Source organism: Anabaenopsis sp. NIES-4685, assembly GCF_059725405.1.
In genome coordinates this window covers 1,957,813-1,983,636 of sequence record NZ_AP043602.1, presented here as the reverse complement: position 1 = coordinate 1,983,636, position 25,824 = coordinate 1,957,813, and the positions used below count along the sequence as shown (strand labels likewise).

Annotated in this window: 24 protein-coding genes, 1 tRNA gene and 5 pseudogenes; 17 read left to right on the top strand and 13 right to left on the bottom strand. The window is 42.6% G+C overall.

Translation table 11 applies throughout. The annotated features are described in order from the left end of the window. Positions 1–15 precede the first annotated feature (15 nt). Complete coding sequence (locus AC6IZ0_RS08750; RefSeq protein WP_271734762.1) at positions 16–879, top strand: universal stress protein; 864 nt, start codon at positions 16–18, stop codon at positions 877–879. A 67-nt stretch (positions 880–946) separates the two neighbouring features. Here the strand turns inward: AC6IZ0_RS08750 and prfC are convergent, their stop codons facing one another. From prfC to AC6IZ0_RS08735, 3 genes are all read right to left on the bottom strand, one after another. Further along, entirely contained in the window at positions 947–2,572 is a 1,626-nt protein-coding gene (prfC, locus tag AC6IZ0_RS08745; protein ID WP_271734763.1) for a peptide chain release factor 3, read from the bottom strand. Between the two features lie 256 nt (positions 2,573–2,828). Continuing rightward, positions 2,829–3,149, bottom strand: a complete 321-nt coding sequence (locus AC6IZ0_RS08740) for a hypothetical protein (RefSeq protein WP_271734764.1) — start codon at positions 3,147–3,149, stop codon at positions 2,829–2,831. Between the two features lie 104 nt (positions 3,150–3,253). Further along, entirely contained in the window at positions 3,254–3,871 is a 618-nt protein-coding gene (locus tag AC6IZ0_RS08735) for a TetR/AcrR family transcriptional regulator (protein WP_271734765.1), read from the bottom strand. Positions 3,872–4,280: 409 nt separating this feature from the next. Between AC6IZ0_RS08735 and AC6IZ0_RS08730 the strand changes: the two genes are divergently transcribed. From AC6IZ0_RS08730 to AC6IZ0_RS08715, 4 genes and pseudogenes are all read left to right on the top strand, one after another. Beyond that, on the top strand, positions 4,281–5,486 hold the full coding sequence (locus tag AC6IZ0_RS08730) for an ABC exporter membrane fusion protein (RefSeq protein ID WP_271734766.1): 1,206 nt from the start codon (positions 4,281–4,283) through the stop codon (positions 5,484–5,486). A 78-nt stretch (positions 5,487–5,564) separates the two neighbouring features. Continuing rightward, positions 5,565–6,737: an ABC transporter permease DevC gene (gene devC / locus AC6IZ0_RS08725; RefSeq protein WP_497726023.1), complete on the top strand. Its 1,173-nt coding sequence runs from the start codon at positions 5,565–5,567 to the stop codon at positions 6,735–6,737. 229 nt (positions 6,738–6,966) lie between these two features. Next, positions 6,967–7,666, top strand: a pseudogene (locus AC6IZ0_RS08720) (DevA family ABC transporter ATP-binding protein). Between the two features lie 45 nt (positions 7,667–7,711). Further along, a pseudogene (locus AC6IZ0_RS08715) lies at positions 7,712–8,616 on the top strand (M23 family metallopeptidase). Between the two features lie 13 nt (positions 8,617–8,629). Here AC6IZ0_RS08715 and AC6IZ0_RS08710 read toward each other — a convergent pair. Further along, a complete protein-coding gene (locus tag AC6IZ0_RS08710; protein ID WP_497725805.1) occupies positions 8,630–9,349 on the bottom strand; it encodes a L,D-transpeptidase in 720 nt (239 codons plus the stop codon). 411 nt (positions 9,350–9,760) lie between these two features. Between AC6IZ0_RS08710 and AC6IZ0_RS08705 the strand changes: the two genes are divergently transcribed. The 3 genes and pseudogenes from AC6IZ0_RS08705 to AC6IZ0_RS08695 all read left to right on the top strand — a co-directional run. Next, positions 9,761–10,414, top strand: coding sequence for a sigma-70 family RNA polymerase sigma factor (locus AC6IZ0_RS08705; RefSeq protein ID WP_271734772.1), 654 nt, complete (start codon positions 9,761–9,763; stop codon positions 10,412–10,414). A gap of 152 nt (positions 10,415–10,566) precedes the next feature. Beyond that, positions 10,567–11,169, top strand: a complete 603-nt coding sequence (locus AC6IZ0_RS08700) for an anti-sigma factor family protein (RefSeq protein WP_497725804.1) — start codon at positions 10,567–10,569, stop codon at positions 11,167–11,169. A 227-nt stretch (positions 11,170–11,396) separates the two neighbouring features. After that, positions 11,397–11,594, top strand: a pseudogene (locus AC6IZ0_RS08695) (hypothetical protein); the annotation flags it as partial. Here AC6IZ0_RS08695 and truB read toward each other — a convergent pair. The 5 genes and pseudogenes from truB to AC6IZ0_RS08670 form a co-directional block, all read right to left on the bottom strand. Then, positions 11,581–12,477, bottom strand: coding sequence for a tRNA pseudouridine(55) synthase TruB (truB, locus tag AC6IZ0_RS08690; protein ID WP_497725803.1), 897 nt, complete (start codon positions 12,475–12,477; stop codon positions 11,581–11,583). The pseudogene AC6IZ0_RS08695 and the gene truB sit on opposite strands and share 14 nt — an antisense overlap. Before the next feature lie 21 nt (positions 12,478–12,498). Beyond that, positions 12,499–13,302 (bottom strand): annotated as a pseudogene (locus tag AC6IZ0_RS08685) (DMT family transporter); the annotation flags it as partial. Positions 13,303–13,457: 155 nt separating this feature from the next. Then, on the bottom strand, positions 13,458–13,595 hold the full coding sequence (locus tag AC6IZ0_RS08680; protein ID WP_497725802.1) for a hypothetical protein: 138 nt from the start codon (positions 13,593–13,595) through the stop codon (positions 13,458–13,460). A gap of 20 nt (positions 13,596–13,615) precedes the next feature. Next, positions 13,616–15,655, bottom strand: coding sequence for an NAD-dependent DNA ligase LigA (gene ligA / locus AC6IZ0_RS08675; RefSeq protein ID WP_497725801.1), 2,040 nt, complete (start codon positions 15,653–15,655; stop codon positions 13,616–13,618). A 69-nt stretch (positions 15,656–15,724) separates the two neighbouring features. Further along, positions 15,725–15,877, bottom strand: coding sequence for a DUF8639 family protein (locus AC6IZ0_RS08670; RefSeq protein ID WP_497725800.1), 153 nt, complete (start codon positions 15,875–15,877; stop codon positions 15,725–15,727). Between the two features lie 122 nt (positions 15,878–15,999). Between AC6IZ0_RS08670 and AC6IZ0_RS08665 the strand changes: the two genes are divergently transcribed. Beyond that, positions 16,000–16,191, top strand: a complete 192-nt coding sequence (locus AC6IZ0_RS08665; RefSeq protein ID WP_497725799.1) for a DUF433 domain-containing protein — start codon at positions 16,000–16,002, stop codon at positions 16,189–16,191. Here the strand turns inward: AC6IZ0_RS08665 and AC6IZ0_RS08660 are convergent. Beyond that, positions 16,163–16,381 carry a hypothetical protein gene (locus AC6IZ0_RS08660; protein WP_497725798.1) on the bottom strand — a complete coding sequence of 73 codons (219 nt, stop codon included), beginning with the start codon at positions 16,379–16,381 and terminating at the stop codon, positions 16,163–16,165. The genes AC6IZ0_RS08665 and AC6IZ0_RS08660 overlap by 29 nt on opposite strands. Before the next feature lie 166 nt (positions 16,382–16,547). Between AC6IZ0_RS08660 and AC6IZ0_RS08655 the strand changes: the two genes are divergently transcribed. Beyond that, positions 16,548–16,865 (top strand): hypothetical protein, encoded by a 318-nt coding sequence (locus tag AC6IZ0_RS08655; RefSeq protein ID WP_497725797.1) that lies wholly within the window; start codon positions 16,548–16,550, stop codon positions 16,863–16,865. Next, a complete protein-coding gene (locus AC6IZ0_RS08650) occupies positions 16,858–17,286 on the top strand; it encodes a pepsin/retropepsin-like aspartic protease family protein (protein WP_497725796.1) in 429 nt (142 codons plus the stop codon). Before AC6IZ0_RS08655 ends, AC6IZ0_RS08650 begins: the two co-directional genes overlap by 8 nt. Positions 17,287–17,443: 157 nt before the next feature. Here the strand turns inward: AC6IZ0_RS08650 and AC6IZ0_RS08645 are convergent, their stop codons facing one another. Next, positions 17,444–18,928 carry a DNA methyltransferase gene (locus tag AC6IZ0_RS08645; protein ID WP_497725795.1) on the bottom strand — a complete coding sequence of 495 codons (1,485 nt, stop codon included), beginning with the start codon at positions 18,926–18,928 and terminating at the stop codon, positions 17,444–17,446. Positions 18,929–19,125: 197 nt separating this feature from the next. On the opposite strand from AC6IZ0_RS08645, the gene AC6IZ0_RS08640 reads away from it, so the two are divergent. Beyond that, on the top strand, positions 19,126–20,568 hold the full coding sequence (locus tag AC6IZ0_RS08640) for a helix-turn-helix domain-containing protein (RefSeq protein ID WP_497725794.1): 1,443 nt from the start codon (positions 19,126–19,128) through the stop codon (positions 20,566–20,568). Here AC6IZ0_RS08640 and AC6IZ0_RS08635 read toward each other — a convergent pair. Then, positions 20,565–21,569, bottom strand: a complete 1,005-nt coding sequence (locus AC6IZ0_RS08635) for an anti-sigma factor antagonist (RefSeq protein ID WP_271732180.1) — start codon at positions 21,567–21,569, stop codon at positions 20,565–20,567. The genes AC6IZ0_RS08640 and AC6IZ0_RS08635 overlap by 4 nt on opposite strands. A gap of 222 nt (positions 21,570–21,791) precedes the next feature. On the opposite strand from AC6IZ0_RS08635, the gene AC6IZ0_RS08630 reads away from it, so the two are divergent. Then, positions 21,792–22,565, top strand: coding sequence for a 7-carboxy-7-deazaguanine synthase QueE (locus AC6IZ0_RS08630; RefSeq protein WP_271732179.1), 774 nt, complete (start codon positions 21,792–21,794; stop codon positions 22,563–22,565). A 60-nt stretch (positions 22,566–22,625) separates the two neighbouring features. On the opposite strand, the gene AC6IZ0_RS08625 is transcribed toward AC6IZ0_RS08630, so the two are convergent. After that, positions 22,626–23,264: a DUF3318 domain-containing protein gene (locus tag AC6IZ0_RS08625; protein WP_497725793.1), complete on the bottom strand. Its 639-nt coding sequence runs from the start codon at positions 23,262–23,264 to the stop codon at positions 22,626–22,628. A 226-nt stretch (positions 23,265–23,490) separates the two neighbouring features. Here AC6IZ0_RS08625 and rsfS point away from each other — a divergent pair, with 226 nt between their 5' ends. The 4 genes and pseudogenes from rsfS (at position 23,491) to AC6IZ0_RS08605 (ending at position 25,612) form a co-directional block, all read left to right on the top strand. Continuing rightward, positions 23,491–23,943 (top strand): ribosome silencing factor, encoded by a 453-nt coding sequence (rsfS, locus tag AC6IZ0_RS08620; protein WP_497725792.1) that lies wholly within the window; start codon positions 23,491–23,493, stop codon positions 23,941–23,943. Between the two features lie 5 nt (positions 23,944–23,948). Next, positions 23,949–24,450 (top strand): annotated as a pseudogene (locus AC6IZ0_RS08615) (CGLD27 family protein). An 83-nt stretch (positions 24,451–24,533) separates the two neighbouring features. Beyond that, positions 24,534–25,487: an asparaginase gene (locus tag AC6IZ0_RS08610; protein WP_497725791.1), complete on the top strand. Its 954-nt coding sequence runs from the start codon at positions 24,534–24,536 to the stop codon at positions 25,485–25,487. Positions 25,488–25,535: 48 nt separating this feature from the next. Then, positions 25,536–25,612, top strand: a tRNA-Met gene (locus AC6IZ0_RS08605). Positions 25,613–25,824: the final 212 nt, after the last annotated feature.

The following is a 25,824-nucleotide window of genomic DNA, read 5'->3' as shown; positions in this document are numbered from 1 at the left end:
TATTTTAACAGCATCATGAAAAATATTTTACTTTGTACCGATGGCTCGTTTTTTGCAGAAAATGTTTATAAATATGGTGCTTGGTTTGCTCTCAAGTTTGGTTGTCACATTAATGTTTTATTTGTGACTGATATCCGTAGCCAACAAGTAGCTTCTACTGGTAACCTCAGTGGTACTATTGGACTAGGGAGCGCTGAAAACTTATTGCATGAGCTGGTCAATTTAGAACATCAAAAAGCCAAGCTGAATAATCAACGCGCTAGATTGATTTTACAAAATGCTGCGGCAATTCTCAAAGCTGAAGGTGTCACAGATGTCCAGTTAACCAATAAAACGGGGTTTTTGGTAGATTGTTTTGATGAGTTTGAGAAAGATGCAGATTTGATTGTTTTGGGGAAACGGGGAGAAGGTGCAGAATTTGCTTCGGGTCATTTAGGGGCTAATATAGATCGCATTGTGCGCAGTAGTACTAAACCATGCTTAGTTACACCGCAGGAATTTAAACCAATTTCCCGCCTGTTAGTGGCTTATGATGGTAGTGTTACGGGTAACAATATTCTCCAATTTTTAGCCGCTTATCCTGTATTGAAAGATTTAGAAATTCATTTGCTGACTGTGGCTAAAACTGGGAAGCTGGAAACGGCAACTCAAACACAACATCAAGGTAAGCTATATTTGCAAACCGTTGGATATGAGCCAGTTTGTAGTGTTTTAGAGGGTGACCCAGAAACGGTTATCACTAATTATATTCACCAAGCAGATATTAGTTTTTTGCTCATGGGCGCTTACGGTCACAGTCGCATTCGCCATTTAGTCATTGGGAGTACCACCGCTCAACTGCTCAGAAGTACCAAGATTCCTCTATTGTTATTCCGTTAGCTGACTGCGCTGTATTCCCACGCTTCTAAGCGTGGGTTGTTTGACTATCTCAAAAAAAGCTTTAATTTCAGGCTTTCTCGGTTGTGGGAGGGAGCGCAATGGGACTTAATTCTAGTTCTGGGTGGTCTCCCTTAACTTGGTCTAGGTTCCACTGGTTTTTAAACAACAGTACGGGACGCTCCCAACGGTCTTTCACCACAAAGGTGTTAAATAAACGCCCGACTTTATCCAAAATATCCCAACCTCCAGTTACCCAACGCGCTACTGAATAAGGTAAAGCTTCTAAGTAGGTCTCCACTCCGTACTCATTGACTAGACGAAACTGCACTACTTCAAACTGCAGTTGACCAACGGCTGCTAAAATGGGGTTACGTTTGCTTTCATCTGTGGAGTGTAAAATTTGTACGGCTCCCTCTTCTTGTAGTTCTGTTACTCCTTTATTAAAATTCTTATATTTCGTTGGGTCGGCATTCCTCAAGTAAGCAAATAGTTCTGGGGAGAAGGAGGGTATACTGGGATAAATCAACTTTTCGCCCATGTAAACAGTGTCTCCAATGGCAAATGTCCCCGGGTTATTTAAACCTACTACGTCCCCTGGATATGCTACCTCTACTGTGTCTCTTTCTTGGGCGAATAACTTCTGAGGGTGGGAAAGGCGCACTGTTTTACCTGTGCGCGCATGGTTAACTACCATATCTTTTTCAAATTTACCAGAACACACCCTTAAAAAGGCAATGCGATCGCGGTGTTTGGGGTCCATGTTAGCTTGTAATTTGAAGACAAACCCAGAAAACTCTGGATATGTCGGGTCAATTTTACCTTTGTTACTTTCATGGGGGGTGGGTTTGAGTCCATATTCTAAAAAGGACTTGAGAAACAATTCTACCCCAAAGTTATTCATTGCACTGCCAAAAAACACCGGGGTCATTTGACCTCGATGCACTGCTTCTAGGTCTAGGGTTGGTCCCAAACTATCCAAAATCTCTAATTCTTCTTGCAGTTGGTGATACAAATTTTCACCTACAAGGGACTCAATTCTGGGGTCATTGGCGGCGATAATAGTATCTGTGGCTTTTTTTGTACCATGGTCGCCACTCTTTTGAAACAGATGTACTTGCTGGTGTTGACGGTCAAAAATCCCTTGAAATTGGTCTCCTGTGCCAATTGGCCAATTAATTACATAGGTTGACAGTCCCAATTCCCGCTCAATTTCATCAATGAGTTCTAAAGGCGACATACTGGGACGGTCTAGTTTATTAATAAATGTAAAGATAGGTAGGGAACGCAGTCGGCAAACTTCAAATAATTTGCGGGTTTGGGTTTCTAGCCCCTTGGCTGCATCAATGAGCATGACTGCATTATCCGCAGCTGCCAAGGTTCTGTAAGTATCTTCACTGAAATCTTGGTGTCCTGGTGTGTCTAAAAGATTGAGAAGAGAATTTTGATACTCAAATTGTAATACTGTGGAGGTGATGGAAATCCCTCTTTGTTGCTCCATGGCCATCCAGTCTGAGGTGGCGTGGCGTTGGGAACGACGAGCTTTGACGGAGCCAGCTTGTTGAATTGCTCCCCCGTAGAGTAGGAGTTTCTCGGTGAGTGTGGTTTTACCCGCGTCTGGGTGAGAGATAATCGCAAAGTTGCGCCGGCGTTCTATTTCTTGCGGGGCGATCGCATCCCGTAATTCTGTTTGCATAAGTTGAAAATTTTCACCCACTGCTCTATTGTCAAACCGATGTAGTCTATCTTCAGACAAGCTGTATGATCATGCAAGACAAGCAATCATTAGAGCAGTCCTATGGTGGCCACTGATCACCAATTTTGATGCTAAATAACCTAATTTTTTTCAAGCTACAAAGCTGCACGGCTGAAAGACAAAAAGTTTTTACATTTTCCTTTTCTGATTATACAACTAAATCCACTGTTTTCACTTCCCCAGTCCCAGGAAGAAACTACCACCAAATGCGATCGCCATGTTCATCTAGCCTTGCTGCGCGAATCACATCAGAAATTTCTTCTGCGTCTTTGACATGGTGGAGTGCTTTCTTTGTGCCATCAGGATACTCCACCACAAAGTACGTCGGGACTGTAATCTGGTCGCCTGTGATATCTGGCACATTCACGGCTATCTGTTGGGCTTTTTCCTCTAGGGTTTTAGACTCGTCTATGACATCCCCTGGGTTGGCGGTTAAGTTTCTTTCTTTGACTGTTGCTGCTGCGTCTTGATCGTCGTCACTGACTGGCTGATCTAGATTGTTGAGTTTCTTAGTCATGATGTTTTGCCTTGGGGAAAATTTATACATCTACTAAGAACAATCTAAAAAATTATCCCTGTGATGAGTTCCTTCTCTAGAGGGAGAAAAACACAAAAAACAGGTTATTCGGCGCAGTTGACAATTAAGTGTGTGAGGGCATCAATCAGGCGATCGCCTTCCATGGGTATAATGTCTTTACCATGCATAATTTCTTGAGTAGTCACGAAGTGGACTAAGGAGCCAATGAGAATTCTGGCTGTGGCTTCGGGGTCAGGTATTTTTAATTCCGGGTGAGCTGCTAAATATTTACTGATGGTCTCTATGGCTGGTTTGGCGATGCTGTAAATAAAAACCTGGGCTAACTCGGGAAACCGCGCCGACTCCCCCATTAACAGCCGTTCAAATGACTGATATTCTTTATCTTTGACCATCTGCTCTAAGGCGGTCACTGCTAACCGCCGTAGGACAACATAGGGTTCTCCATGTAAGGGTTGTGACCCCAATATGGAGTAAAACCTTTTTCTGGCTAATTTCTCAATTAATGCTTTAAATAATCCTTTTTTATCTTGAAAGTAACTGTATACTGTTGCTTTAGAAACTCCTGCTGCTTCTGCTACCCTATCCATACTCGCTGCTGCATACCCACGAGCTAAAAATTCTTGCATCGCCCCTTGCAAAATTTTTTCCATTTTCTCTACTGAGTTTGAGCGGTCAGTTTCTCCACCTTTTGGGCGTATCATGTGCCAATAGTCCTTAACATTATCAATATTTTCACACTTTTGTTAGTAATCCCTTGACTAAACTACTCGGTTTAGTATAATTCTATTATAGAACTAAACCGTTTAGTTTTGTATTTTGGAGTTCATTCTGGGGATTATGTAACCATAGCAGCGATTCCTAGTCTACAGAGGAAAAATGTAGGTAATGACCACAAAGAAACTATCTATCTCTCGTGTACAGACTAATACCTCAGTGAAAATTTTGAGTTAGTGGAGTGGAAAGCCATGATTATGTCCAAAATTCACCGGACAGTATCACATCTATTTTCTCTGGTGAGTGATAAAAGAGAGTTAGGCGGGACATTTACCAAAATAGGATTTTTTCTGATTTGAATCAGCGTATTTGGAATTGCTTAAAAGGTATGCTATTGTGCAAAACTCAAAGCTAGATCGAGCCATATCCTCCCCATCGATTTTACGTCCGCCCCTTGTTATAGCCATTATTGTATCTTTAACTGTAATCGGTACTAGTGTTTATACGGTATTTAAATTCCAGGATAAATTAAATCAAAATGAGTCCAGCCCAGCAGCAATAATCCCTGAGTTAACAACCGTAACAGCACTAGGACGCATCGAACCAAAAGGACAAGTGATTAAAATTTCTGCTACCATGTTGCCGGAAGGAAGTCGGGTAGAAGAACTTTTAGTCACAGAGGGCGACAGGGTAAAAGCAGGGCAGGTGATAGCGATTTTAGACAGCCGCGATCGCCTGTTGGCGGCCTTGCAAGAGGCTGAGGAACAAGTGAAAGTAGAACAGGCGAACTTAAAGCGCATCAAAGCAGGTGCTAGACGTGGAGAAATTTTAGCACAACAAGCGATAATTGCCGGCTTAGAGGCAGAACGCCAAGGTGATATTGCAGCCCAAGAAACCACTGTAGCCCGATGGCTGGCGGAAGTGGGGAATGCGGCGATAGAAAACCAAAGATATGAAGAACTGTATAAACAAGGGGCAATATCAGCCTCCCAAAGAGACAGCAAGAGCTTAAAACTGGAAACAGCCCAGAAAAATTTACAAGCAGCACAAACACAGTTAACTCGCACTCAGTTAACTAGCCAGGAAAAAATTAACGCAGCTAGAGCAACACTTAATAGCATAACTGAAGTGCCACAGGTGGATATCGAAGCAGCTCAAGCCGAAGTGAATCGGGCTATAGCAGTTATGAAGCGGGCCCAAATCAATCTCCAGCAGGCTTATGTGCGATCGCCTCAAGATGCACAAATATTAGAGATCCATTCCCGTCCGGGAGAATTAATTTCAAGTAATGGTATTGCTGACATTGGGCAAACCAGCCAGATGTATGTAGTTGCGGAGGTTTACGAAAGCGATATCAATAAAGTTCATCCAGGGCAGAAAGTAGAGGTATTTGGTAATTTTGTACCTATTGAACTGCAAGGGGTAGTAGATCGGATTGGCTTACAAGTGCGGCGGCAAAATCTCATTAATACAGACCCCACAAGTAATATTGATAACAGAGTCCTTGAGGTTTATATCCGACTTGATGAAACTTCCAGTCAGAAGGCTGCCAAGTTAACAAATATGCAAGTTAAGGCAGTGATTCAACTGACTAATTCGTAATTACTTACACCAATCAGCAATGGACAGGGGGCTTAACTATGTCAATTTTCCGATTAACCCTACTCAGCACGACCTATGATGGGACTAATCCAACAACTGCGACGACGCACGCCCCTAGGATGGCTGCAACTGAGTCACGAAAAAAGCCGCCTGCTGGTAGCACTCTCAGGGATTGCTTTTGCGGATGTTTTGATGTTCATGCAGATGGGCTTTCAGACGGCGCTATATGACAGTAACACTAGACTACATCGTAGTTTACAGGCAGATATTCTTTTAACCAGTCCCCAAGCCCGTAGTATGCAAAATATGCCGACATTTTCTCGGCGGCGGCTTTATCAGGTTATGGATATACCGGGGGTGAACTCAGCAGAAGCAATGTATGTGAATAACATCATTTGGAAGAATCCCCAAACCCACCGCCAGACATCGGTACAAGTCATTGGTTTTAATCCAGATCAGCCAGTTTTTGATTTACCGGAAGTGAATCGGCAGTTACAGTCTATCAAACTACCTGATACTGTGTTATTTGACCGCAATGCTCGGGGTGATTACCAACAGGCGATCGCCAAAATTAATCAAGGTGAAAAAGTCACTACTGAAATAGAGGGGCGGACTATTACCATTAGTGGTTTATACACCGTCGGGGCTTCCTTTGGTTCTGATGGTAGCTTAATCACCAGTGATCAAAACTTTTTACGGTTGTTTTCTAGACGCCCAGCCAGCAATATCAGTTTAGGTTTGCTCAAGGTCAAACCCGGTTATGACCCGAAAAAGGTAGCAAAGGCTTTACAAGCCTACCTCAAAGATGATGTTAGGGTGATGACCCACCCAGAGTTTATTGAATTTGAAAACAATTTCTGGCGCACCAACTCCCCCATTGGCTTTATTTTTAGTTTGGGTGTATCCATGGGGTTTGCTGTGGGGGTGATTCTGGTTTATCAAGTTCTTTCTACTGATGTCAATGCCCATGTCAGGGAATATGCGACTTTTAAGGCTTTGGGATATCGCAATTACTACTTTTTAAGTGTAGTGTTTGAACAAGCTTTGATTTTAGGAGCATTGGGGTTTATTCCAGGGGTAGCAGTGTCTTTGGGACTTTACCAAATGACTCGCACCGCTACAAATCTACCTATGTATATGACCGCGGCCCGGGCTTTACAGGTGCTGGTTTTAACTATCATTATGTGTTCAATTTCTGGGGCGATCGCCACTCGTAAACTACGCTCTGCTGACCCGGCGGATATGTTTTAGATGGAACTATATAGCATTTACCCGGCTCTTAGGGAACACCGGAACACCGGAACACCGGAACACCGGAACACCGGAACACCGGAACACCGGAACAGGGGATAGGGAGCAGGGGATAGGGAATAGGGAATAGGGGATAGGGATATAGGGAATAGGGGATAGGGGATAAGGGAACTTGGTGTGTACTTCATAAGCATGAAAAAGGCTTGAAAAGGTAAAATTTAAAACTGCTATGCTTCCAGTCATTTCCATCCGCAATCTCGATCACTACTTTGGACAAGGTTCATTGCGTAAGCAAGTTTTATTTAATATTCATCTAGAGATTCGACGTGGTGAAATTATTATTTTGACTGGCCCCTCTGGTTCGGGTAAAACTACCCTCCTGACTTTAGTGGGTGGGTTGCGTTCTCCCCAGTTTGGTAGTTTGCAGGTGTTAAACAGGGAACTTTGCGGTGCTAGTGGGGCAGAATTAGTGCGATCGCGACAGCATAACGGTTATATTTTTCAAGGGCACAATCTGCACCGTAGTTTGACAGCACTGCAAAATGTCAGAATGGGTTTGGAACTGCACAAGCATATTGGACTTGGACAGATGCAAAGCCGTTCGGTTCTGATGTTGGAGCAGGTAGGTTTAGGAAATCACCTGAATTATTATCCTGACCAATTATCGGGAGGACAGAAACAACGAGTAGCCATCGCCCGGGCTTTGGTCAGCCATCCCCCTCTAGTTTTAGCGGATGAACCGACTCGAGACTCTTGACAGTCAGTCTGGTCGGGATGTGGTCAACCTGATGCACAAACTGGCCAAGGAACAGGCTTGTACAATCCTCATGGTGACCCACGACAATCGCATTCTGGATATTGCTGATCGTATTGTGCAGATGGAAGATGGTAAACTAGTTGATACCTCTGCTGTGAAGGTAAAAATTTAACCAGATTCGCGTAATTCCCCCCTTATTTCCTGAGTGTGAGCGAATATGTATCGGTTGTCCTATTTGAGTCTTAAAAGGTGGAAACCCAACCGCCACATCATCTTGATTGGCATCTTTACATCTGCTTTAGTTGTCATCTTGGCTTTACCTCTACTTGCTTTGCAAGTACAACAGGTAACTCCCAGCAATCCTCAGCTGGGTGATACTTTATCTGTGGTAATTAACGTCACTAATCCAGAGATTGTTAGTAATCCCACTGTGTTATTAGGTAATAATTCTTATCCAGCTTTTCCCATCGACTCTGATAAATATCGGGCTTTAATTCCTACAACTCCGCTAGATCAAGCCGGCAGGATAACACTCAAGGTTACCGGGGATGGTCAAGAGCGAAACTTGGCAGTAAATTTGCGTCATCGCACCTTCCCTACACAACGGATTAATTTACCACCGGGAAGGGCCGGGGTCAAGGCCACAGAACATGAACTAGAGCGGGTAGCAGCTTTCAAAGCACTACAAACCCCTCAAAAGCATTGGAATGGCCCCTGGTGAAACCCAATGCCGGTAGGATTACTACCATTTATGGTGTCCGGCGTTACTATAATGGTGAATTTGCCGCAGATTACTACCATCGTGGGATAGACTACGCTAGTCCTACGGGTTCGCCAGTAGTGGCGCCGGCGGATGGAACAGTTGCTTTGGTAGGTACGGTATCGGCAGGGTTCCGAGTTCATGGCAACACCGTTGGTATTGACCATGGACAGGGAGTAACTAGTATTTTACTACACCTCAATAGTATTAAGGTTAAAGAGGGTGATTTTGTGACCGCTGGTCAAGTAGTTGGGACAGTGGGGTCTACCGGCGCTTCCACCGGTCCACATTTGCACTGGGGTTTATATGTCAACGGCAAATCTGTTGATCCTGTCCCTTGGCGATTTGGTGCTATTAATTAAGATAGGTAAAAAGTCAAGGCACCACGGAAACAAGGGTGCCGACTGTTAGTTTATTATATAATGAACGAACATCCTCATTACGCATTCTTAAGCAGCCATGAGAGATCGCAAGTCCCAATAAGTGTATATCTGGGGTGCCATGAAAACCAATTTCATTGCGTCCATCTGACCAAAAACCAATCCATCGGTCTCCCAAAGGACTATCGGGACCTGATGGAAATATTTTATCAGTGATGGGGTGCTGCCAAATCGGATATTTTTGCATATCCCTCACCCGGAAGGAACCTGTAGGGGTCTCCCAACCCTCTTTACCTATGGCAATGGGGTAACTGGCTATGACTTCACCTGTATGGTAAACATAGGTACGGCGATCGCTTAATTTCACCACTACTTCTATATCAGATGATTTGAGTGTAGATAACCCCTGAGAATTGGGGCTTTCTCCAGGAAGCACTGATGGTCTTTTCAGGAATGACTCATTATTTTGGGTGGTATTGCTGAGTGTATCTGATATCTCACTCACCCCGCTATTCTCGACCACCGGTTGCTGAGTGGATTTATTCCCCAGCGCCAATTCCGTCAGTATAGTGTCATTCATAATACTTCCATAGGCAGGTTCCATGGGGCTGTGAATTTTTGTTAGCCGCCAATGGACAGCCAGTGATAAAATGGCAGTGCCAAAACACATAAACATAACTATACGCGCCACAGATTCATTTCTTACCATTGCCATCGCTTATTGTTTATCTTGAACATCTTCAGGGGAATAAATGGTTTTTGAGTATGTCTCAAATTATCAATAATTTATCAGCACTTATCTGTTCTGTTTTGACATACTTATTATGTTTGTCAAGGTTTTGATAGCATTTCCCATGCTCGTTCAGTAAACATCCCAAAAATTGTGCTAAAAAGTCAGGTTTTTCGTACATTTGACCATATTAACAGAACTGAGCTTCAATATATTTTTCAATATATTTACACAAAGCCTCAAAATTTTGGCTAAAAACAGACCTTGACTTGATCTGTTGATGTCCTAGTTTGAGATACTACCATGTACCAGTTAGAGATCCGTCACTGTTTCCCGGAACATTGCGCCCATTAGCTTGTCTAATAGGTAGGGATGATTTAAAGTTCAGTACGATCTATGAGCCAATCGATTAGTGTATCCTGGTCAACTGTGGATGCCAGATACCCGGAAGCATCGGTGCTTGACAAACTCTCTAATCACGATCTAATTTTACGCTGTCAAACTGGACTGCGTCCAGATCGGGCTGCATTTGCAGAGCTATTGAAGCGCTATCAAAGTCAAGTTGAGCGAACTTTATACCACCTGGCTCCAGATTGGACTGACAGGGCTGATTTGGCTCAAGAAGTGTGGATTCGAGTCTATCGAAATATTAGCCGATTACAAGACCCCGTGAAGTTTCGGGGCTGGTTAAGTCGGATTGCTACGAACTTGTTTTATGACGAGTTGCGTAAACGGAAGCGGGTAACTACTCCGTTGTCATTGGATGCTCCCCGTATACTGGACGATGGCCAGATGGATTGGGAAATTCCAGGTGATACCCCAGGACCTGAGGAAGTCCTGACAACTAGGGAGTTTTACGAGCAACTGCGAGAGGCGATCGCGGATTTACCAGAGGTATTTCGGACGACTATTATTCTCAGAGAAATCGAAGGGATGACCTATGAAGAAATTGCCGAAATCACCGGTGTTTCTTTGGGCACTGTTAAATCCAGAATCGCTAGAGCTAGATCCAGATTACAAACTCAGTTGCAAAATTATCTAGATGCTTAATTTACAAAACATCCTCTTAGGGACTTGTCAATAAATGTGTTTCTCGGCTAATGGCAAAGTTTCAACATTCCCCCTCACATAAGGCCTAATTTGATGAATTAATTCAGATTTTTTATGCTTTTGCCCGCATATGAATGGGTCATAATGCTACAATGGAAAGTAATTCTTCATTTGATAACCGTGACCTGTGGCTCCATCTTCAAGATGTGTCAGATGGTACAGGTCACCGTACTAACGAATCAACGGGTGCTATGGATATGGTGGAGCGCGATCGCTTCGAGTTATTAAGTGCTTACCTCGATGGAGAGGTAACAGCTGCCGAAAGTAGGCAAGTGGAAGAATGGCTGGAAAACGATGCCTCTGTCCAATGCCTGTATACCCGGTTACTAAATCTCCGGCAAGGTCTGCGGAGTATACCAGTACCAGCAGTTCAGCAATCATCAGAAGTCACAGCCCACCAAGTGTTAAAGCGTGTGCAGCACCGGCGTTTGCGTCTAATTCTGGGGATGGGAGGAACTGCTGTGGCGGCTTGTATACTCTCTGCTGTATCAACCTTGCTACCCGGTGGTAAACTGAACACACCACAACTGGTGCAAAAACTACCAGCAGGGTCTACACAAGACACTATGGAGTCTCTGGTGGCTATTTCCCCCCTGATGGTGGCGTTAAATAACCCAGTCATCGAAATTCCCAAAGCTGTAATGGCTTCCCCAGAAAACTCTCTGAATTTCGAGCCTCCTCTGGGGCAAAAATAACCACACATTAATTCATCCAACTGCGTTATCAACTATAATGGCTAAATGAGAGCCAAAATTGAAAATACAATCCTCTTGATTCACCACAATTTTAAATGGGGCGTACAACATATTAAGAAAAGCAGTCCTGAACGCTTTTGCAGACGGGATAGAGGGGTTAGGAGTAACTCCAATCAGGTTTACCCCTGGTAAAGTGACTTTGTAGATTTGTCTATAATTTCACAAACTCTTTACGTTCAATTGCGGGTCGAGCTTCCCGTGATCGTGACTGGGAATATGAACCAGAAGTATGGTTAGCTCTGTGCCGAATGCTGTTATCTTTTGCTGAGTCTGGATATTTGGGTTACAAGGAAACTTTGTTAGAGTTTCCCCTATCCCAGGGTGAAATTCCGGCTGTATTAAAAGATGCGGCTACTTGGGATTGACTACTGTGGTCGGTACTAACAGGCTATCTTCTAGTTTCCCTATACCGAGAAAGCAGGTGTCTTGATTGTACACTCTGGCTATGCCGGCAAAGTCCCCATTTAGGGTGATTTTTTGCCCCTGACACCATCTTACAGCCGGTATATTGGGTAATGTCACTGATGGCAAATGTTCTAAAGGTACATCTGGGGAGATGGGTTGAAATGTCCCTGTTTGTAGTTGTGTTTCTAGGTCACTGAAACTGAGGCTATGTGGCAGGTTAAAACCACTACTGGCAGTACGGAGTAAAGCGGCGAGAGTCCCACCAGTTCCTAGGATAGCGCCTAAGTCACGAGCAATGGCTCTAATATATGTACCACTACCACAGGCGATCGCTACATCCAATTCGGGAAAATCTCCCCATCGCCAATCTAAAATTTCTGTGTGAAAAATTTCTACTGTCCGTTTAGGTACTTCCACGGTTTTACCTTGGCGCGCTAAGTCATAAAGGCGTTTACCATCAACTTGGATGGCGCTATAAATTGGCGGAATTTGCTCAATTTTACCTTGAAATTGTGCCAATGCCGTGGTAACTTGAGTCAATGTCAACCCTGGACAAGGTTCACAGCTAATGATTTCACCCTGTAAATCATCCGTTGTGGTCTGCACACCTAAGCGAATGGTCGCTGTGTAGGCTTTATTTTCTGGGAGATATTGTAATAATCTGGTAGCTTTACCCAGAGCGATAGGTAAAACACCCGTCGCAGCTGGGTCTAATGTCCCCGCGTGTCCCACACGTTTGAGTCGCAGAAGTTTGCGTACCCGCGCTACGCAGTCGTGAGATGTCCAGTCATAGGGTTTATTTAAATTCAGAAACCCCTCTAGGGGCAAATTTTGTAAGCTCATATATTATAATCAATCCTTAATCTAATTGCCTTTGCCTAGGGCGATCGCCACTGAACCAGTTACAACTAACAGTGCGCCTAATATCCCAATTACAGTTAAATGTTCTGTGGGCATCAGAGTAGGGTAAACTGTTGATAGGGTGGCAACGGCAATTAAGGTAATAATCGGGGCAATAGCTAACAGTGCACTAACTCTTGATGCTGGCCAATGTTGTAATGATTCCGCAAAAGCACCATAGGCGATGAGGGTATTTAAACCACAAAACAGTAAAACTAATAATTGGGAACTGCTCAAGGTGACAATTTTTCCGGGTTGAGCAAAGGGGGTGAATAGTACAGCACATCCCCCATATATAATCACCATGATTTGAGCAGAGGACAGGGAGTTTAATAGTTGTTTTTGGCATAGGGCGTAAATAGCCCATGCTGCAGATCCTAGAACTATTAAACCACTACCAAGGATATATGTTCCCTGGACTGTAATTAAACTCAGTTGCTCATGGAAAAATATCATATATCCAGCAGTGAGGATACTCACCCCTATCCATTGATGCACTGTATAACGCTCTCGGAAAATTACCAAACCACCTAAACTTAATAATAGTGGCGCTAATTGAATCAAAACCTTAGCGTTACCCGCAGAGGTGAAGGCTAACCCTTGCATAAATAACAGGTAGTTAAATCCTAAAAATAGGGTGACGATCGCTAATAATACCCCTGAACTAGAGCGCAATTTTTGCCAATCGGGTAATTTACCCCCCAATCCTAACAGTACAGCTAGGACTACAAAGGACAACAAAAAGCGAAACCATATAATAGTATAGAGTTTGTGAAATTATAGACAAATCTACAAAGTCACTTTACCAGGGGTAAACCTGATTGGAGTTACTCCTAACCCCTCTATCCCGTCTGCAAAAGCGTTCAGGACTGCTTTTAATGATCGTACATTCATAATATTATACTACAAATGTACATAAATGACTATAAATTCATTAAATTATTGTAGACATCCAGAACTCGTAAACTTATAGTCAGGGCGATCGGTAAGATTCCCCATAACCAGACTGTTAATAAGGATAATCCTAAACCTAAACGCCAACGACCGGAACTTTGATGCATAAGTTAACTGCTGGGGAGTGTCAAGTTTGTAATATCTCTAACAACTGGGATTCAGTCAACTGAGGAATTCCTAAAGCTTCTGCTTTTGCTAACTTAGAACCCGCATCTTCACCCACCAGCAGATAATCAGTTTTTTTGCTGACTGAATTAGTTATCTTACCCCCGGCTGCTTGAATTAACTCTTTAGCCTTATCTCGTGTTAAAGTTGGTAATGTCCCCGTAATTACTAAGATTTTACCAGCTAATTGGGAACTAACCTGAGTCACTGTTTTTGTTTCTTCCCTGGTAGCTAGTTGTAGTCCTGCGGATTGCAACCGGGTAATTAACAATTGATTAGCATCAATCCTGAACCATTGATATACAGATTGGGCAATTTCCGCACCAATACCATAAATACCAGCAATCTCCGATTGTTTAGCTGTGGCTAACTTTTCTACGGTGGGGTACTTCTGAGTTAATAATTGGGCATTGACATTACCCACGTGACGGATACCTAAACCATATAGTACCCTAGACCATGGTTGATTTTTTGATTGGGCGATCGCCTTGATTAATTTCTCTGCTGATTTTTTCCCCATTCTTTCTAATTTACATACATCACTTTCTGTCAAGTCATATAAATCAGCGACAGAACCCACCAAACCCCTATCCACAAGTTGATAAACTGACTTTTCCCCCAGACCTTTAATATCCAAAGCATCCCGACTTACCCAATGTTCAATTTCCCCTTTAAGAATAGCGGGACAGGAAGCATTAACACAGCGGGTCACAGCTTCACCCAATTCTCTAACCACCGGTTGACCACAAACTGGGCAATGGGTGGGCATAATAAAAGGTTGAGCATTATCTGGACGCAGTTCTGGGAGTACCCGCACCACCTCCGGGATGATTTCCCCAGCTTTACGCACAATCACAGTATCTCCAATGCGGATATCTAACTGCATAATGCGATCGCTATTATGTAAAGTAGCACGGGAAACCGTAGTCCCAGCTAATTCTACAGGGCGCATTTCAGCCAAAGGCGTTAACGCCCCCGTGCGTCCCACATTCACAGAAATATTTTCTACCCTAGTCGGCGCTTCTTCTGCTGGATATTTTAAAGCGATCGCCCATCGGGGGAACTTCTGGGTAAAACCTAGGTGTTCTTGTAACTTAAAAGAATTTAACTTGACTACTACCCCATCAGTCATGTAAGGTAAAGATAGGCGTTCTGTGTCCCAATATTGGTAATACTCCCCTACCTCAGCCATAGAACCACAGAGTTTATGATTGGGATTCACAGGAAAACCCATAGTTGCCAATAACTCTAAAGCTTCCCATTGGGTATTAGCAATACTTGCATCATCCATCCCGGAAATGTGCAAGGTATAAGCAAAAAAATCTAACCGTCGCTGGGCGACAATGCGGGAGTCTAATTGTCTGAGTGTACCAGATGCAGCGTTGCGGGGGTTAGCAAATAAACTCTCTCCTGATTTTTCCCTCTCGGCGTTAATTTGTTTAAATACGTCCAAGGGTAAAAACGCCTCCCCCCGGACTTCCACCCGGTTGAAACTTTTGGAACCAGCAAAATGTAACTTTAAGGGAATTGAACGAATTGTCCGCACGTTTTGCGTAATGTCTTCACCCACTACCCCATCACCACGAGTTACACCCCTAACTAAAACCCCATTTTCATAGGTTAAAGCCAAAGCTGAACCATCAATTTTTAATTCTGTAACGTATTCTACCCCATCTATTATATGAGGTGCTTGTCGTCGCCAGCGTTTATCCCATCTTTGCAATTCCTCAAGATTAAAAGCATTCTCTAAACTGTAGAGAGGAATGTGATGACGTACAGAAGTAAAATGTGTCGCTGGTTTCTCACCCACGCGCTGGGTGGGACTGTCTGGGGTCAGTAATTCAGGATAGTTAGTTTCTAGTTCATACAATTCTCTATATAGTTGGTCATAGACAGCATCCTCCATCATGGGCGCATCTAGGACATAATAAGCATAACTAGCCTGTTGCAACAACTGGCGTAGTTCTTCTATATGTTTTAGTTCCGAGTTAATCTCTGTCATGGGACTGTAGAAATATCCACTATATAGGATGATTAGGGTATTCTTCCAGGTGACTCGGGTTGCTCAGGTTTAATAGTCGCTGTCAGCTACACATATACCTTTACATTTTATGCCATTGGTGGCAGTCCGATGACAGTGAACACAGAGAACTTTTTCTTGATTGGTGTTGGTATCCGTGCTTGGCTGTAATTTATCTTCTTGGCTGGGTGATTTTACAGTCATAAACCATGAAATAATTTTAGGACTGTTTACATTTTATCAATATTTGTGCTTCAGGATTTTTGTGTACCGTCAGCGCAGTGATTAGAATAAGATAGCCTAGCAATGCTTGAAGAAGGGGTATAATGAGTCAGTCAGCAATCATTACCGCATCGCCAGATGTGATGAGTGGTACGCCAGTATTCACAGGGACTCGCGTTCCTATGCAAACCCTACTGGATTATTTAAAGGCGGGAGAGTCTATTGATGATTTTTTAGAGGGATTTCCCACAGTGAAGCGAGAACAGGTCAACCATTCTTTTCTTGTTGCTTTGTAGCCAGAAGATTCATCAAAATATTGGCAGCCTGAGAACAATCGTAAGGCGACCATACCGGATATTCTTGATTTGCGACAAAGAAGTTTGCATCTTCTTCTTTTACCAGTTCTGTGGCTAGAAACTGCATCAGCCTAAGCTTATCAATTCTGGGCAGTGTCTGGATTTGTGACATGAGTTCAGCCAATGGCATTGAGAATCTCCGCGTCTGAGGGTTTTTGAAAGGATGTGATCGCTATCTGCTAGTCTGGTGGGGTAATGATTTTAATTGTACAATTTGCCCAACCCCGCTACACTTGTACGATAAACAGTACAGGTTCTCCCCAATGGAAATGTAAAAACTAATTGAGAAAGCACATTTGGATTTACCACCACTCCCAGAACAAGAAAAAATCGCTTCTATCCTCTCAACAGCAGATGCAGATATGACACTCAACGAAATCTTACCCACAGTCAACAAACTATCACATCAAGATAAACTCAGACTTATCCATTTTCTCCTATTAGCAGTAGCCAAAGAAGAAGGATGTAACTTAGAAACCAGTGACACAGAAAATACACTCCTCAGCCAACTCGCTTCAACCAGTGCCACGGTTTGGTCGCCCCAAGCAGATAATAAATCATTACAAGCATTATCAGACCTATTAGCAACAGCAAAGGAAAACTCTCATGCTTAAAGGTCAACGGTTTCCCTTCATAGAGAAAACCGATAGCTTTGGTGAAATCAGCACCATGCCCTATTTGCCATTGACCCTTACTAAGGGTAACAAATCCTTAGAAGTAATGGCATTATTAGACACAGGAGCAAGCGTTAATGTTCTGCCATATCAAATTGGGTTAGAACTAGGAGCAGTGTGGCAACAACAAACCCTAGAATTGACATTAAGCGGCAATCTAGGTAACAATCAAGCACGGGGGTTAGTTTTATCCGGTCAAATTGCTAACTTTACACCCATACTGCTGGCATTCGCTTGGACTCAATCCCCCAATGCACCTGTCATCCTTGGACACCTTAACTTTTTTGCAGAATTCAATGTGTGTTTTTATCGCCATGAATTAGCTTTTGAAATTTATCCCAAACCAAAAGTACAAATTTGATACTTGTTTGAATCTGGCATCAACAGCGATAACTGCACTCACACAAGTAATTGCTATTATCTTCTAAAAGACAATACCATCTTGTACAGCGAACTGCTTACAGCAGCGCTTCGCTATCGCACTGCGTCTTAATGCTATCGATCCGGTGTTCCCTCTCTTATAAATCTAACTCCGTTTGACTTACCTTAATTTCCTTCTGCTTCTCCGCACTTCTAAGCACTTCATAACTTAAGGGGATATTTAACCTTTCTTTTTTCTCCAGAATATCCGCCACAGTTACAATCTGGATTTTATCACAGCTATGGCTCATGTATTTATTTTGGTAAAATCCCGCCTCTTTTGCAGTCTTGAGCATCGGATCAGTGGGATTTTCCAGGGTGATAAATATGGCAATACTAGCATTTTGTAGGGTCATTGTTCCCAGTAAATCTCGGATATCTCCTGATTTGACTTTCCCTGATTTGACTTGAAAAATCATTGTCTCACGTTTATCATTACCTCGGAAATAAACAATCCCGTCTACACCTCCATCGCTACCTTTTTTATTGTTAATTACTGCTCTGTTGTTACTGTAAGTTAAGATTGCCCATTTCTCAAACTCTTTGCGGGTGCGATCGTCTTTTTTGTTAGCTAATGCGATCGCGCTTTCTCTATCTTTGGGTATACCATGGAGATTTATGGTGTCTAATACTCCCTTCCCAAAACTATCTTCTAATCTTTTTAAGATTAAGCTAATACTTTGATAGGTGATATCAATCCCTATCCATTGGCGTTCTAGTCTTTGGCTGACTGCTATTGTTGTACCACATCCACAATAGGCATCTAGTATGATATCATTCTCGTTAGAACTCGCTTTGATGATTCTTTCTAGTAGTGCTTCTGGTTTTTGCGTAGGATAACCTAAACGTTCTTTACTAGAAGGCATTATCGGCTGAATTTCAAACCAGTCTTCAGGATGCTTTCCTTGATCATTTTGTTGATAATTATCGTATACTTTATCACCTCTAAAAGCTCTAGCTTTATATTTTAACCTTTCTTCACTATCTCCAGAATAAGGAATACGAATATTATCAACATTGAAACAATAATGTTTGCCTTTAGAATACCTAAAAATAATATCATGTTTTCGAGCAAAATCTTTTTTAGGAACACCTCCACCTCGATAACACCAAATAATCTCATTTCTAAAATCCCCACCCTGAGAACAAAAAACAGCATCTAATACTAACTTTAAATAATGACTCGCATTAGGATCGCAGTGTAGGTAAAAGCTCCCAGTAGGTTTTAAAACCCGGTGAATCTCCGTGATTCTTAAAGTCATACTCACTAAATAAGCAAGTAAACTACCCTTCCCTAAAACATTTTCTAACCCGATAATTAAATCAATACATTGCTGAGTAAATAAACCATGGTAATTAGTAAAAATTTCCTCTATTCCATGTATGGCGTGGTCATCCCATTCCCATGTATCTATAAATGCTTGAGCTTGGGCTTTATCTTCTGACCCAATATTATTATAAATTTGATTGTAATTGCGTTTAGAATTAAAAGGCGGGTCAATATAACATAAATCAACAGACTCATCTTTTATATAGCGTCTTAAAACCTCTAAATTATCCCCATAATAAAGTTGATTAACCATGATGTTTCTCCAATTATCCTGCTTGGTTTAACCCTGATTAACCCTTTTTATACTTAAATCGTTTTTTGCTGTAGTAGAAAATACCTGATATTATCTGACGTTATATTAAAAAATATTAACTAAATACCTGAAAAAACCTGATTATCTCCTGGGGAATTAAGTTATAATTCCTACAGGTGCTACTGAATCTAGGTTTTATGAATGTTACCGAAATTTTACAATTTGTAGATAATTTAGTCTTTACTGAAACAGAGCAGCATTTAGATGATTTACAAAAAAAGATTATTGAAGAGGTGTTTAAAGGGAGAACTTATAAGCAAATTGCAGAAACTTATAATTATGATGAGGGTTATATTGGTGATGAAAGTCGCAAGTTATTTAAAATCTTATCTCAACACTTGGGAGAAAATATTAATAAGTCTAATTTCTGTTGGACTTTAGAACGAGTTAGAGATTTTTCTAAGATTCTTAATTACGGAAATAATAATATTACTTGGTATTCTAATTATGAAAAACCCCATCATTCCCAAAATCAACCACCGGATCAAGCTGATAACACTGAAAAATCTATAAAAACTTATTATGATTTAAAGCTAGCGCCAAAAGTTACCCAGTTCTACGGAAGAGAACGAGAGCTAAAATTATTACAGGACTGGACATTAAATGATCATACTCCCTTAATAGCCATATTGGGACAAAGGGGAACTGGGAAAACTACCTTAGTTAAAAGGTTTATTGATATCAACTTACAGAAATTTGAATTAATTATCTGGAGAAATCTCAAAATATATCCATCTTCTGTGAATGAGTTATCACATCAAGTCATTACAGAATATTCGGGAACTATCACGCCTAATTTACCAGATAAATCTCTGATCTACCAATTTTCCCAGTTATGTCGCGAACAAAAGTGCTTAATTGTCTTTGATGATGTCCAAACCCTATTTACTCCCGGTGAATTTGCGGGGAAATATCAACCTCAATATCAAGATTATCAAGGGTTATTTCAGATGTTCACAGAATTAGAGCATCAAAGTAACATAATTCTAATTAGTCAAGAACAACCTCCAGATATTCGTTGTAGAAATCAGGAATTATTCCCCAGTTCATCTGTAAGTAAGTGTTGGGAATTGTCGGGTTTATATAATATAGACTTTCTCCAAAGTATGGGTTTAACATCCCATTCGGAACAGGAATTAATACAACTAATCAAACTCTATAATGGTAATTTTATTTATCTGGGCGATATTGCTGGTTTAATCAGCAATTTATTTGCTGGTAGTGTGAGGGAGTTTTTAGGGGAAAATAACCTAGTAATTACTCAAGATATGAATATTTATTTAACTGAGTTATTCCAGAGATTATCACCTATAGAACAGAAAATAGTCTTAGGAATGAGTAAATCTCAACAACCTGTATCTAGGGAATATTTACGGAAAAATTTATCACTGTCATCTACAGAGTTAATCAATGGCTTACAATCATTATCTCAGCGTTATCTGATTAAAAACATAGCAGCGGATAAAGTCATGTTTAGTTTAGATTCAGTGTTTCTGGGTTATTTACAGCAATATATCTTAGATCCCCGACTTCTTCCAGAGGTCGGGGATATGACTACTAAAATAAGTAAAGTTACTTAAGCTGCGCCACTGTTTTTATTAAATAAAATGGCGATGGTTTTGAGAATTAAGTTAAAATCATATAGTAAGCTCCAATTTTTTTGATACTGCAAATCTAGGCGAATCACATCCTCAAAACTGCGTACCTTAGACCTTCCATTAACTTGCCATTCTCCCGTCATACCGGGTCGGACATCTAAACGCTGCCATTCTGGCACTTCGTAGCGTTCTACTTCGTCGGGTGTGGGTGGTCTAGTACCTACTAAGCTCATATCTCCCCGGAGGACATTCCAAAATTGCGGTAGTTCATCTAGGCTGGTACGCCGTAAGAACTTACCTACTTTTGTAATTCTGGGGTCGTTCTCGTTCTTAAAAAATGCTCCCTCAACTTCGTTCTTAACTTGGGATTTTTTCGCCTCTGCATCTACGCACATGGAGCGAAATTTCCAAATTTTAAACTGTTTTCCCATCCAACCGCAGCGGACTTGACTAAAGAAGATGGGTCCGGGGTCATCGAGTTTAATTGCTAGGACTATGGGTATAAATAAAATTCCTGTAATTACTAAACCCACTGTTGCGCCGATAATATCTATAAATCTTTTCATCCAAGATGCTATTGAGGGATGAGTCTGTGGTAATTGTTCCAGGCGCTGGTTAGGTGTGAGGTTTTCAGCTTCTGTAATTTCCCTGCTAGACTCTATGGGAAAGACTTGATCTAGCCCTGTGAGGTTGAGTACGGCCATTACCTGGGGGGTAATATTCCGCAAGGTTAAACTAATCCCTTTTACACGGGTCTGTTTGAAGTTACTGACTAAGGCTCCTAAGCCACTACTATCCATAAAAGTAGTTTGCTCAAAATCAATAATAATCTCTTTGGGAGGGGTGTCTCCTTGAATTAAATCCTCACAGGTCTGTTTAAAGCTAACCGCCTCAAGTACGCTTAACCGGGCTGGTATCTGCACTATTACAGTTTCCTGGAAGGAAGTTACTAAAAAGTCTTCCTGTGTGAGTTGGGTAGTCATGAGGCTCCGCACTTTCGTTTCTATCTAAATTTCGGCCGGGGAAAATTGTTTTGTCCTAGCAGGTTACCTAACTTTGTCTGATATCTGTGGACTGAAGGATTCAGAAGTTAGTTGATGAAGATTAGAGCCGATATTGCCCGCGACGATTCACAATAGAACAAGAAGTAAAGAAAACATACCCGCTTTTGTGCCGACGCAGCGCGATCGCGTTACTCATATCCCATGACTGCTAAAACTACGGTAAAATCTACAGCACGCCTGATGGAGGTCTTTTCTGCTATTCAAGGGGAAGGATTTCATGTTGGGACCCGTCAACTTTTTATTCGCTTTGCTTTATGTGACTTGCGCTGTCACTTCTGCGATAGCGTTCATACTTGGAATGCACCGGTTAATTGTCGCATAGAGCGATCGCCTGGATTGCGCGACTTTGAATTTCACTCTAACCCTGTCCCTCTCACCACTTTAATGGCATGGGTGGAACGGCAAAATTTACCTTTTCTCCACGATAGCATTAGCCTCACTGGCGGCGAACCCCTGCTTCATGCAGCCTTTTTAAAGGAATTTTTGCCCCCGGTGCGATCTCTTACCCAATTGCCTATATATTTGGAGTCTGGAGGACATCGCCCAGAACAGCTGGCTATGATTTTGCCCTATCTGGACTCTGTGGGTATGGATTTAAAACTGCCTAGTGTCAGCGGTGAAACCTATTGGCTAGAACATACAAACTTTTTACAATTATGCTTTGATGCACAAGTTGAGGTTTTTGTCAAGATAATTATTTCTGAGAATACAGACCCGGCGGAGTTGCAACGTTCCGCAGAATTGGTGGCGGGTGTGAGTCCAGATATTCCCATATTTTTACAACCGGTGACACCTTTGGGGGGTGTCTTAGCACCTACTCCCCAACAGGTTTTATTATGGCAAGCTATGATTAAACCTTTGGTACCCCAGGTTAGGGTTGTACCTCAAACCCACAAGATGTTAAATCAATTGTAAGTTACACGTCTATTTTTTGGTAATTTTTCGGGGGAGTTTGCCGCCCCCCTGTTTTTACGGTCAGCCTTCGTCGCTGCTTCTAGATTTGGCTTTGACTTTATTTGCACTGCGTTTGAGGGCAGATAGTCGGTTTTCGTAGCGAGTCCGTTGGCGTTTACTAGGTGTTGTGTCAATCATGGTTTTTAAGGCGCTTCCTAGGCTCTTGTAGGCGTTGGGTAAGCTATAACCAAAACGGGTCGCTAGGGCGATCGCTTTTTCGTCCGCAGCAATTAATTCTCTGATTTGCTTTTCGCCATTATTTTTTTGATATAATCGCCACCCGGAAACTCCACATAGGGCTAGGGCTAATACTAGCAATAATCCATCCTGTACCCACAATTCACCCACGGCACCGCCTAACCCAATGGCTAATGCTGCCATTTCCCAACCATCTTTAGGAATTGTATCATTTTGAATCCGCGCTACTTCGTGCCAAAACAATAGATTGCGCTGATCCATTGCTAGAGCATCCCATTTCACCAAGTCAATTTGAATTTCTACTTGGTCTTTACTAATTTCTTCACAGCGGATTAGGGGTGGGTTAACTTCGGTTGTTCCTTCAACTGTCACCCAGCTTTGTAATTCCGGCGGTAGTAAGCCTTTTAAGCGCCGCAGTTCGCCCATTTCTGCTCTAGCAAAGGAGGTTGCGTAGGATGTCATAAAATCCAGCCCTAGAAAAATTCAGTATACTTTGGAGTATAGCTATTTCAGTGATGATTGGCCTGATCACTGGTTAGCTCTGTTAATGTGCATTTTAAACCAGAAACCCCGTTTTTTTGTTAGGATGCAAAAAAACCAACACATCACACTTGCCAGGCAGTTTGTTGGCAAGTAGGTCGGTGATTGGGTAGAATTGTAACACAATGGACAAAACACCTGAGGTTTAATGTCTGATTATTTCCAAGGAAATTTACCATTACAGTCCGTTTCCCAGATCAAAAGTGCAATCCGGGGACTTAAGGCTGAAACCAAAGAGGTGAGTGAAGATTTGGCGGCGACTATCGCCGCTGCTGCTGAGGAACGTAAGGCGGGTGATATCTTAGTTCTTAGGGTGGCAGATGTCTCTTATCTGGCTGATTACTTTGTGATCATGACCGGTTATTCTCGCGTACAGGTCAGGGCGATCGCCAATGCTATTGAGGCTCAGGTAAAAGCTGATTGGCATAGGTTACCTCTCCACAGTGAGGGTAAGGTTGATGCTAGTTGGGTGCTGCTCGATTACGGTGAGGTGATTGTTCATGTCATGATGCCTACAGAGAGGGAATTTTATAATTTAGAAGCATTCTGGGGTCATGCAGAACACGTTTCTCTGACAAGTTCTCAACAGGGTGGGGGTTAGCTAACATGATTAGGCCTTCGGTTTCTTATTGTCCAGTTCCTATCGAGCAACAACCGCTCAATGAATACGAACAGTTAAAAACATCTTGGCTATTTTGTGATTGTATCTTGAATAGGCGCGATTATATCACAAGGCTGGTGGGGATTTGGAGTTTGTCTTGGTTGGTGGCAGGTCCCAGTGGCTGCGGCTAGTTTCCCGCCACATAAACATCTGGCCCATTTTCTCCTCTGTGGTTCCGCAGGTGCTAGTGTGGGGGTGATTTTGGTGCTGGTTCGGTTGTTCTTGGGCTGGCTTTATATTCGCGATCGCCTCTATAATCCCACTGTGTTTTATGAAGAGTCGGGGTGGTATGATGGCCAAACTTGGACTAAGCCCCAAGAGGTAATTATGCGCGATCGCTTAATTGTCTCCTACGAAATTAAGCCTATTCTCCAGCGGTTAACATTTACTGCCGCTGTCTTGGCGGGAATGTTTGCTATTGGTACTATAGTTTGGCAATTCTCATAAATCCTCATCTGGTCATTGGTAAGTTACCAATGACTAACAATTAAATCATCTAAATCATCACAAAAGGTAATAAATTTTCACCCATGACAATGGGAAAACGCACTCAAGCCATACCTCTGGAAGTCCGTCTCCTACGGGAAGGAATTGTCGAATCTCGCCATATAGTCCAGGCTGTTGTCTGCGATGACCGGGGACGGGTGCTGTCTGTGGCTGGTAACTCTGAAACTACCGCCTTTGTCCGCTCCGCACTCAAACCTTTTCAAGCACTGGCAGTTACTACTACAGGCACCCTAGAACGCTATAATCTCAGCGATCGGGATTTGGCTATAATTACCAGTTCCCACAAGGGTACCATCCAACAGGTCAGACAAGTCTTTAATGTTCTCTGGCGCGCTGACCTTGACCCCCAATCTCTCCAATGTCCCCAACCTAAAGGTAAAAATAGCCCCCTAGAATATAACTGCTCCGGTAAACACGCCGGGATGTTAGCTGTTTGTCAACAACGCCATTGGCCTTTACACAACTACTTAGAACGTAAGCACCCTGTACAGCAGCTGGTTTTAACCAAAGTCGCCGAACTGCTACGTATGCCGGCCGAGGAGTTCCTCAGCGCCCATGATGACTGCGGCGCTCCCACCTATTTAATGCAAATCAGTCAAATGGCCTCCTTATATGCTCTGTTGGCTTCTAGTAGTAATGTCGATATGGAGCGCATTGTCAGGGCTATGACTCATCACCCCACCATGGTAGCCGGTCCTGGGGAATTTGACACCGAACTCATGGGTTTAGCCCCCGGCGAACTCATCAGTAAGTCAGGTGCCGAAGGGGTGCAATGTATTGGGAGGCTGGGGGAAGGTATGGGGCTAACTATTAAAGTCATGGATGGGGCAAAACGCGCTAAATATGCCGTGGCTATTCACCTACTGCAACAAATGGGTTGGATTAGTCCCAGCGCCGCCCAAAGTCTGAGTGAGCAGTTTATGATTTTGGGTAAATACAAGCGTTTGGAAGTCATTGGAGAATTATCATTTTTATAGTTGACAAACTTCTGGCTTTATGGTTATACTATAAAGGTCAAGAAGCGACGCGGGATAGAGCAGCCTGGTAGCTCGTCGGGCTCATAACCCGAAGGTCAGTGGTTCAAATCCACTTCCCGCCACCACATCAAAGATAAATAAGACCCTGGTAACTATATTGTTCCCAGGGTTTTGTTTTTGTCGCGCCCATTCCCCAGCCGAAGTTGGATAAATCCCACCGATATTTTACACAGATACCCCCTAGTTTGGCATAGGGGGGTGTGTTAGCGTAGCCTAACCCACCCATCTACTGAAGGAGTAAAACAACCCTGCTTGGGAACAGGGATGTTTATCAATT

Coding starts and splice junctions, on each gene's coding strand:
- AC6IZ0_RS08750 (WP_271734762.1), top strand. CDS start 16: ATGAAAAATATTTTACTTTGTACCGATGGCTCGTTTTTTGCAGAAAAT.
- devC (WP_497726023.1), top strand. CDS start 5,565: ATGGGACTAATCCAACAACTGCGACGACGCACGCCCCTAGGATGGCTG.
- rsfS (WP_497725792.1), top strand. CDS start 23,491: ATGTCTGATTATTTCCAAGGAAATTTACCATTACAGTCCGTTTCCCAG.
- AC6IZ0_RS08660 (WP_497725798.1), bottom strand. CDS start 16,381: ATGCCATTGGCTGAACTCATGTCACAAATCCAGACACTGCCCAGAATT.
- AC6IZ0_RS08665 (WP_497725799.1), top strand. CDS start 16,000: ATGAGTCAGTCAGCAATCATTACCGCATCGCCAGATGTGATGAGTGGT.
- AC6IZ0_RS08700 (WP_497725804.1), top strand. CDS start 10,567: ATGGAAAGTAATTCTTCATTTGATAACCGTGACCTGTGGCTCCATCTT.
- AC6IZ0_RS08630 (WP_271732179.1), top strand. CDS start 21,792: ATGACTGCTAAAACTACGGTAAAATCTACAGCACGCCTGATGGAGGTC.
- AC6IZ0_RS08645 (WP_497725795.1), bottom strand. CDS start 18,928: ATGGTTAATCAACTTTATTATGGGGATAATTTAGAGGTTTTAAGACGC.
- AC6IZ0_RS08625 (WP_497725793.1), bottom strand. CDS start 23,264: ATGACATCCTACGCAACCTCCTTTGCTAGAGCAGAAATGGGCGAACTG.
- AC6IZ0_RS08710 (WP_497725805.1), bottom strand. CDS start 9,349: ATGGCAATGGTAAGAAATGAATCTGTGGCGCGTATAGTTATGTTTATG.
- ligA (WP_497725801.1), bottom strand. CDS start 15,655: ATGACAGAGATTAACTCGGAACTAAAACATATAGAAGAACTACGCCAG.
- AC6IZ0_RS08635 (WP_271732180.1), bottom strand. CDS start 21,569: ATGACTACCCAACTCACACAGGAAGACTTTTTAGTAACTTCCTTCCAG.
- AC6IZ0_RS08640 (WP_497725794.1), top strand. CDS start 19,126: ATGAATGTTACCGAAATTTTACAATTTGTAGATAATTTAGTCTTTACT.
- AC6IZ0_RS08670 (WP_497725800.1), bottom strand. CDS start 15,877: ATGACTGTAAAATCACCCAGCCAAGAAGATAAATTACAGCCAAGCACG.
- AC6IZ0_RS08705 (WP_271734772.1), top strand. CDS start 9,761: ATGAGCCAATCGATTAGTGTATCCTGGTCAACTGTGGATGCCAGATAC.
- prfC (WP_271734763.1), bottom strand. CDS start 2,572: ATGCAAACAGAATTACGGGATGCGATCGCCCCGCAAGAAATAGAACGC.
- AC6IZ0_RS08650 (WP_497725796.1), top strand. CDS start 16,858: ATGCTTAAAGGTCAACGGTTTCCCTTCATAGAGAAAACCGATAGCTTT.
- AC6IZ0_RS08735 (WP_271734765.1), bottom strand. CDS start 3,871: ATGATACGCCCAAAAGGTGGAGAAACTGACCGCTCAAACTCAGTAGAG.
- AC6IZ0_RS08740 (WP_271734764.1), bottom strand. CDS start 3,149: ATGACTAAGAAACTCAACAATCTAGATCAGCCAGTCAGTGACGACGAT.
- AC6IZ0_RS08680 (WP_497725802.1), bottom strand. CDS start 13,595: ATGCATCAAAGTTCCGGTCGTTGGCGTTTAGGTTTAGGATTATCCTTA.
- AC6IZ0_RS08610 (WP_497725791.1), top strand. CDS start 24,534: ATGACAATGGGAAAACGCACTCAAGCCATACCTCTGGAAGTCCGTCTC.
- truB (WP_497725803.1), bottom strand. CDS start 12,477: ATGAGCTTACAAAATTTGCCCCTAGAGGGGTTTCTGAATTTAAATAAA.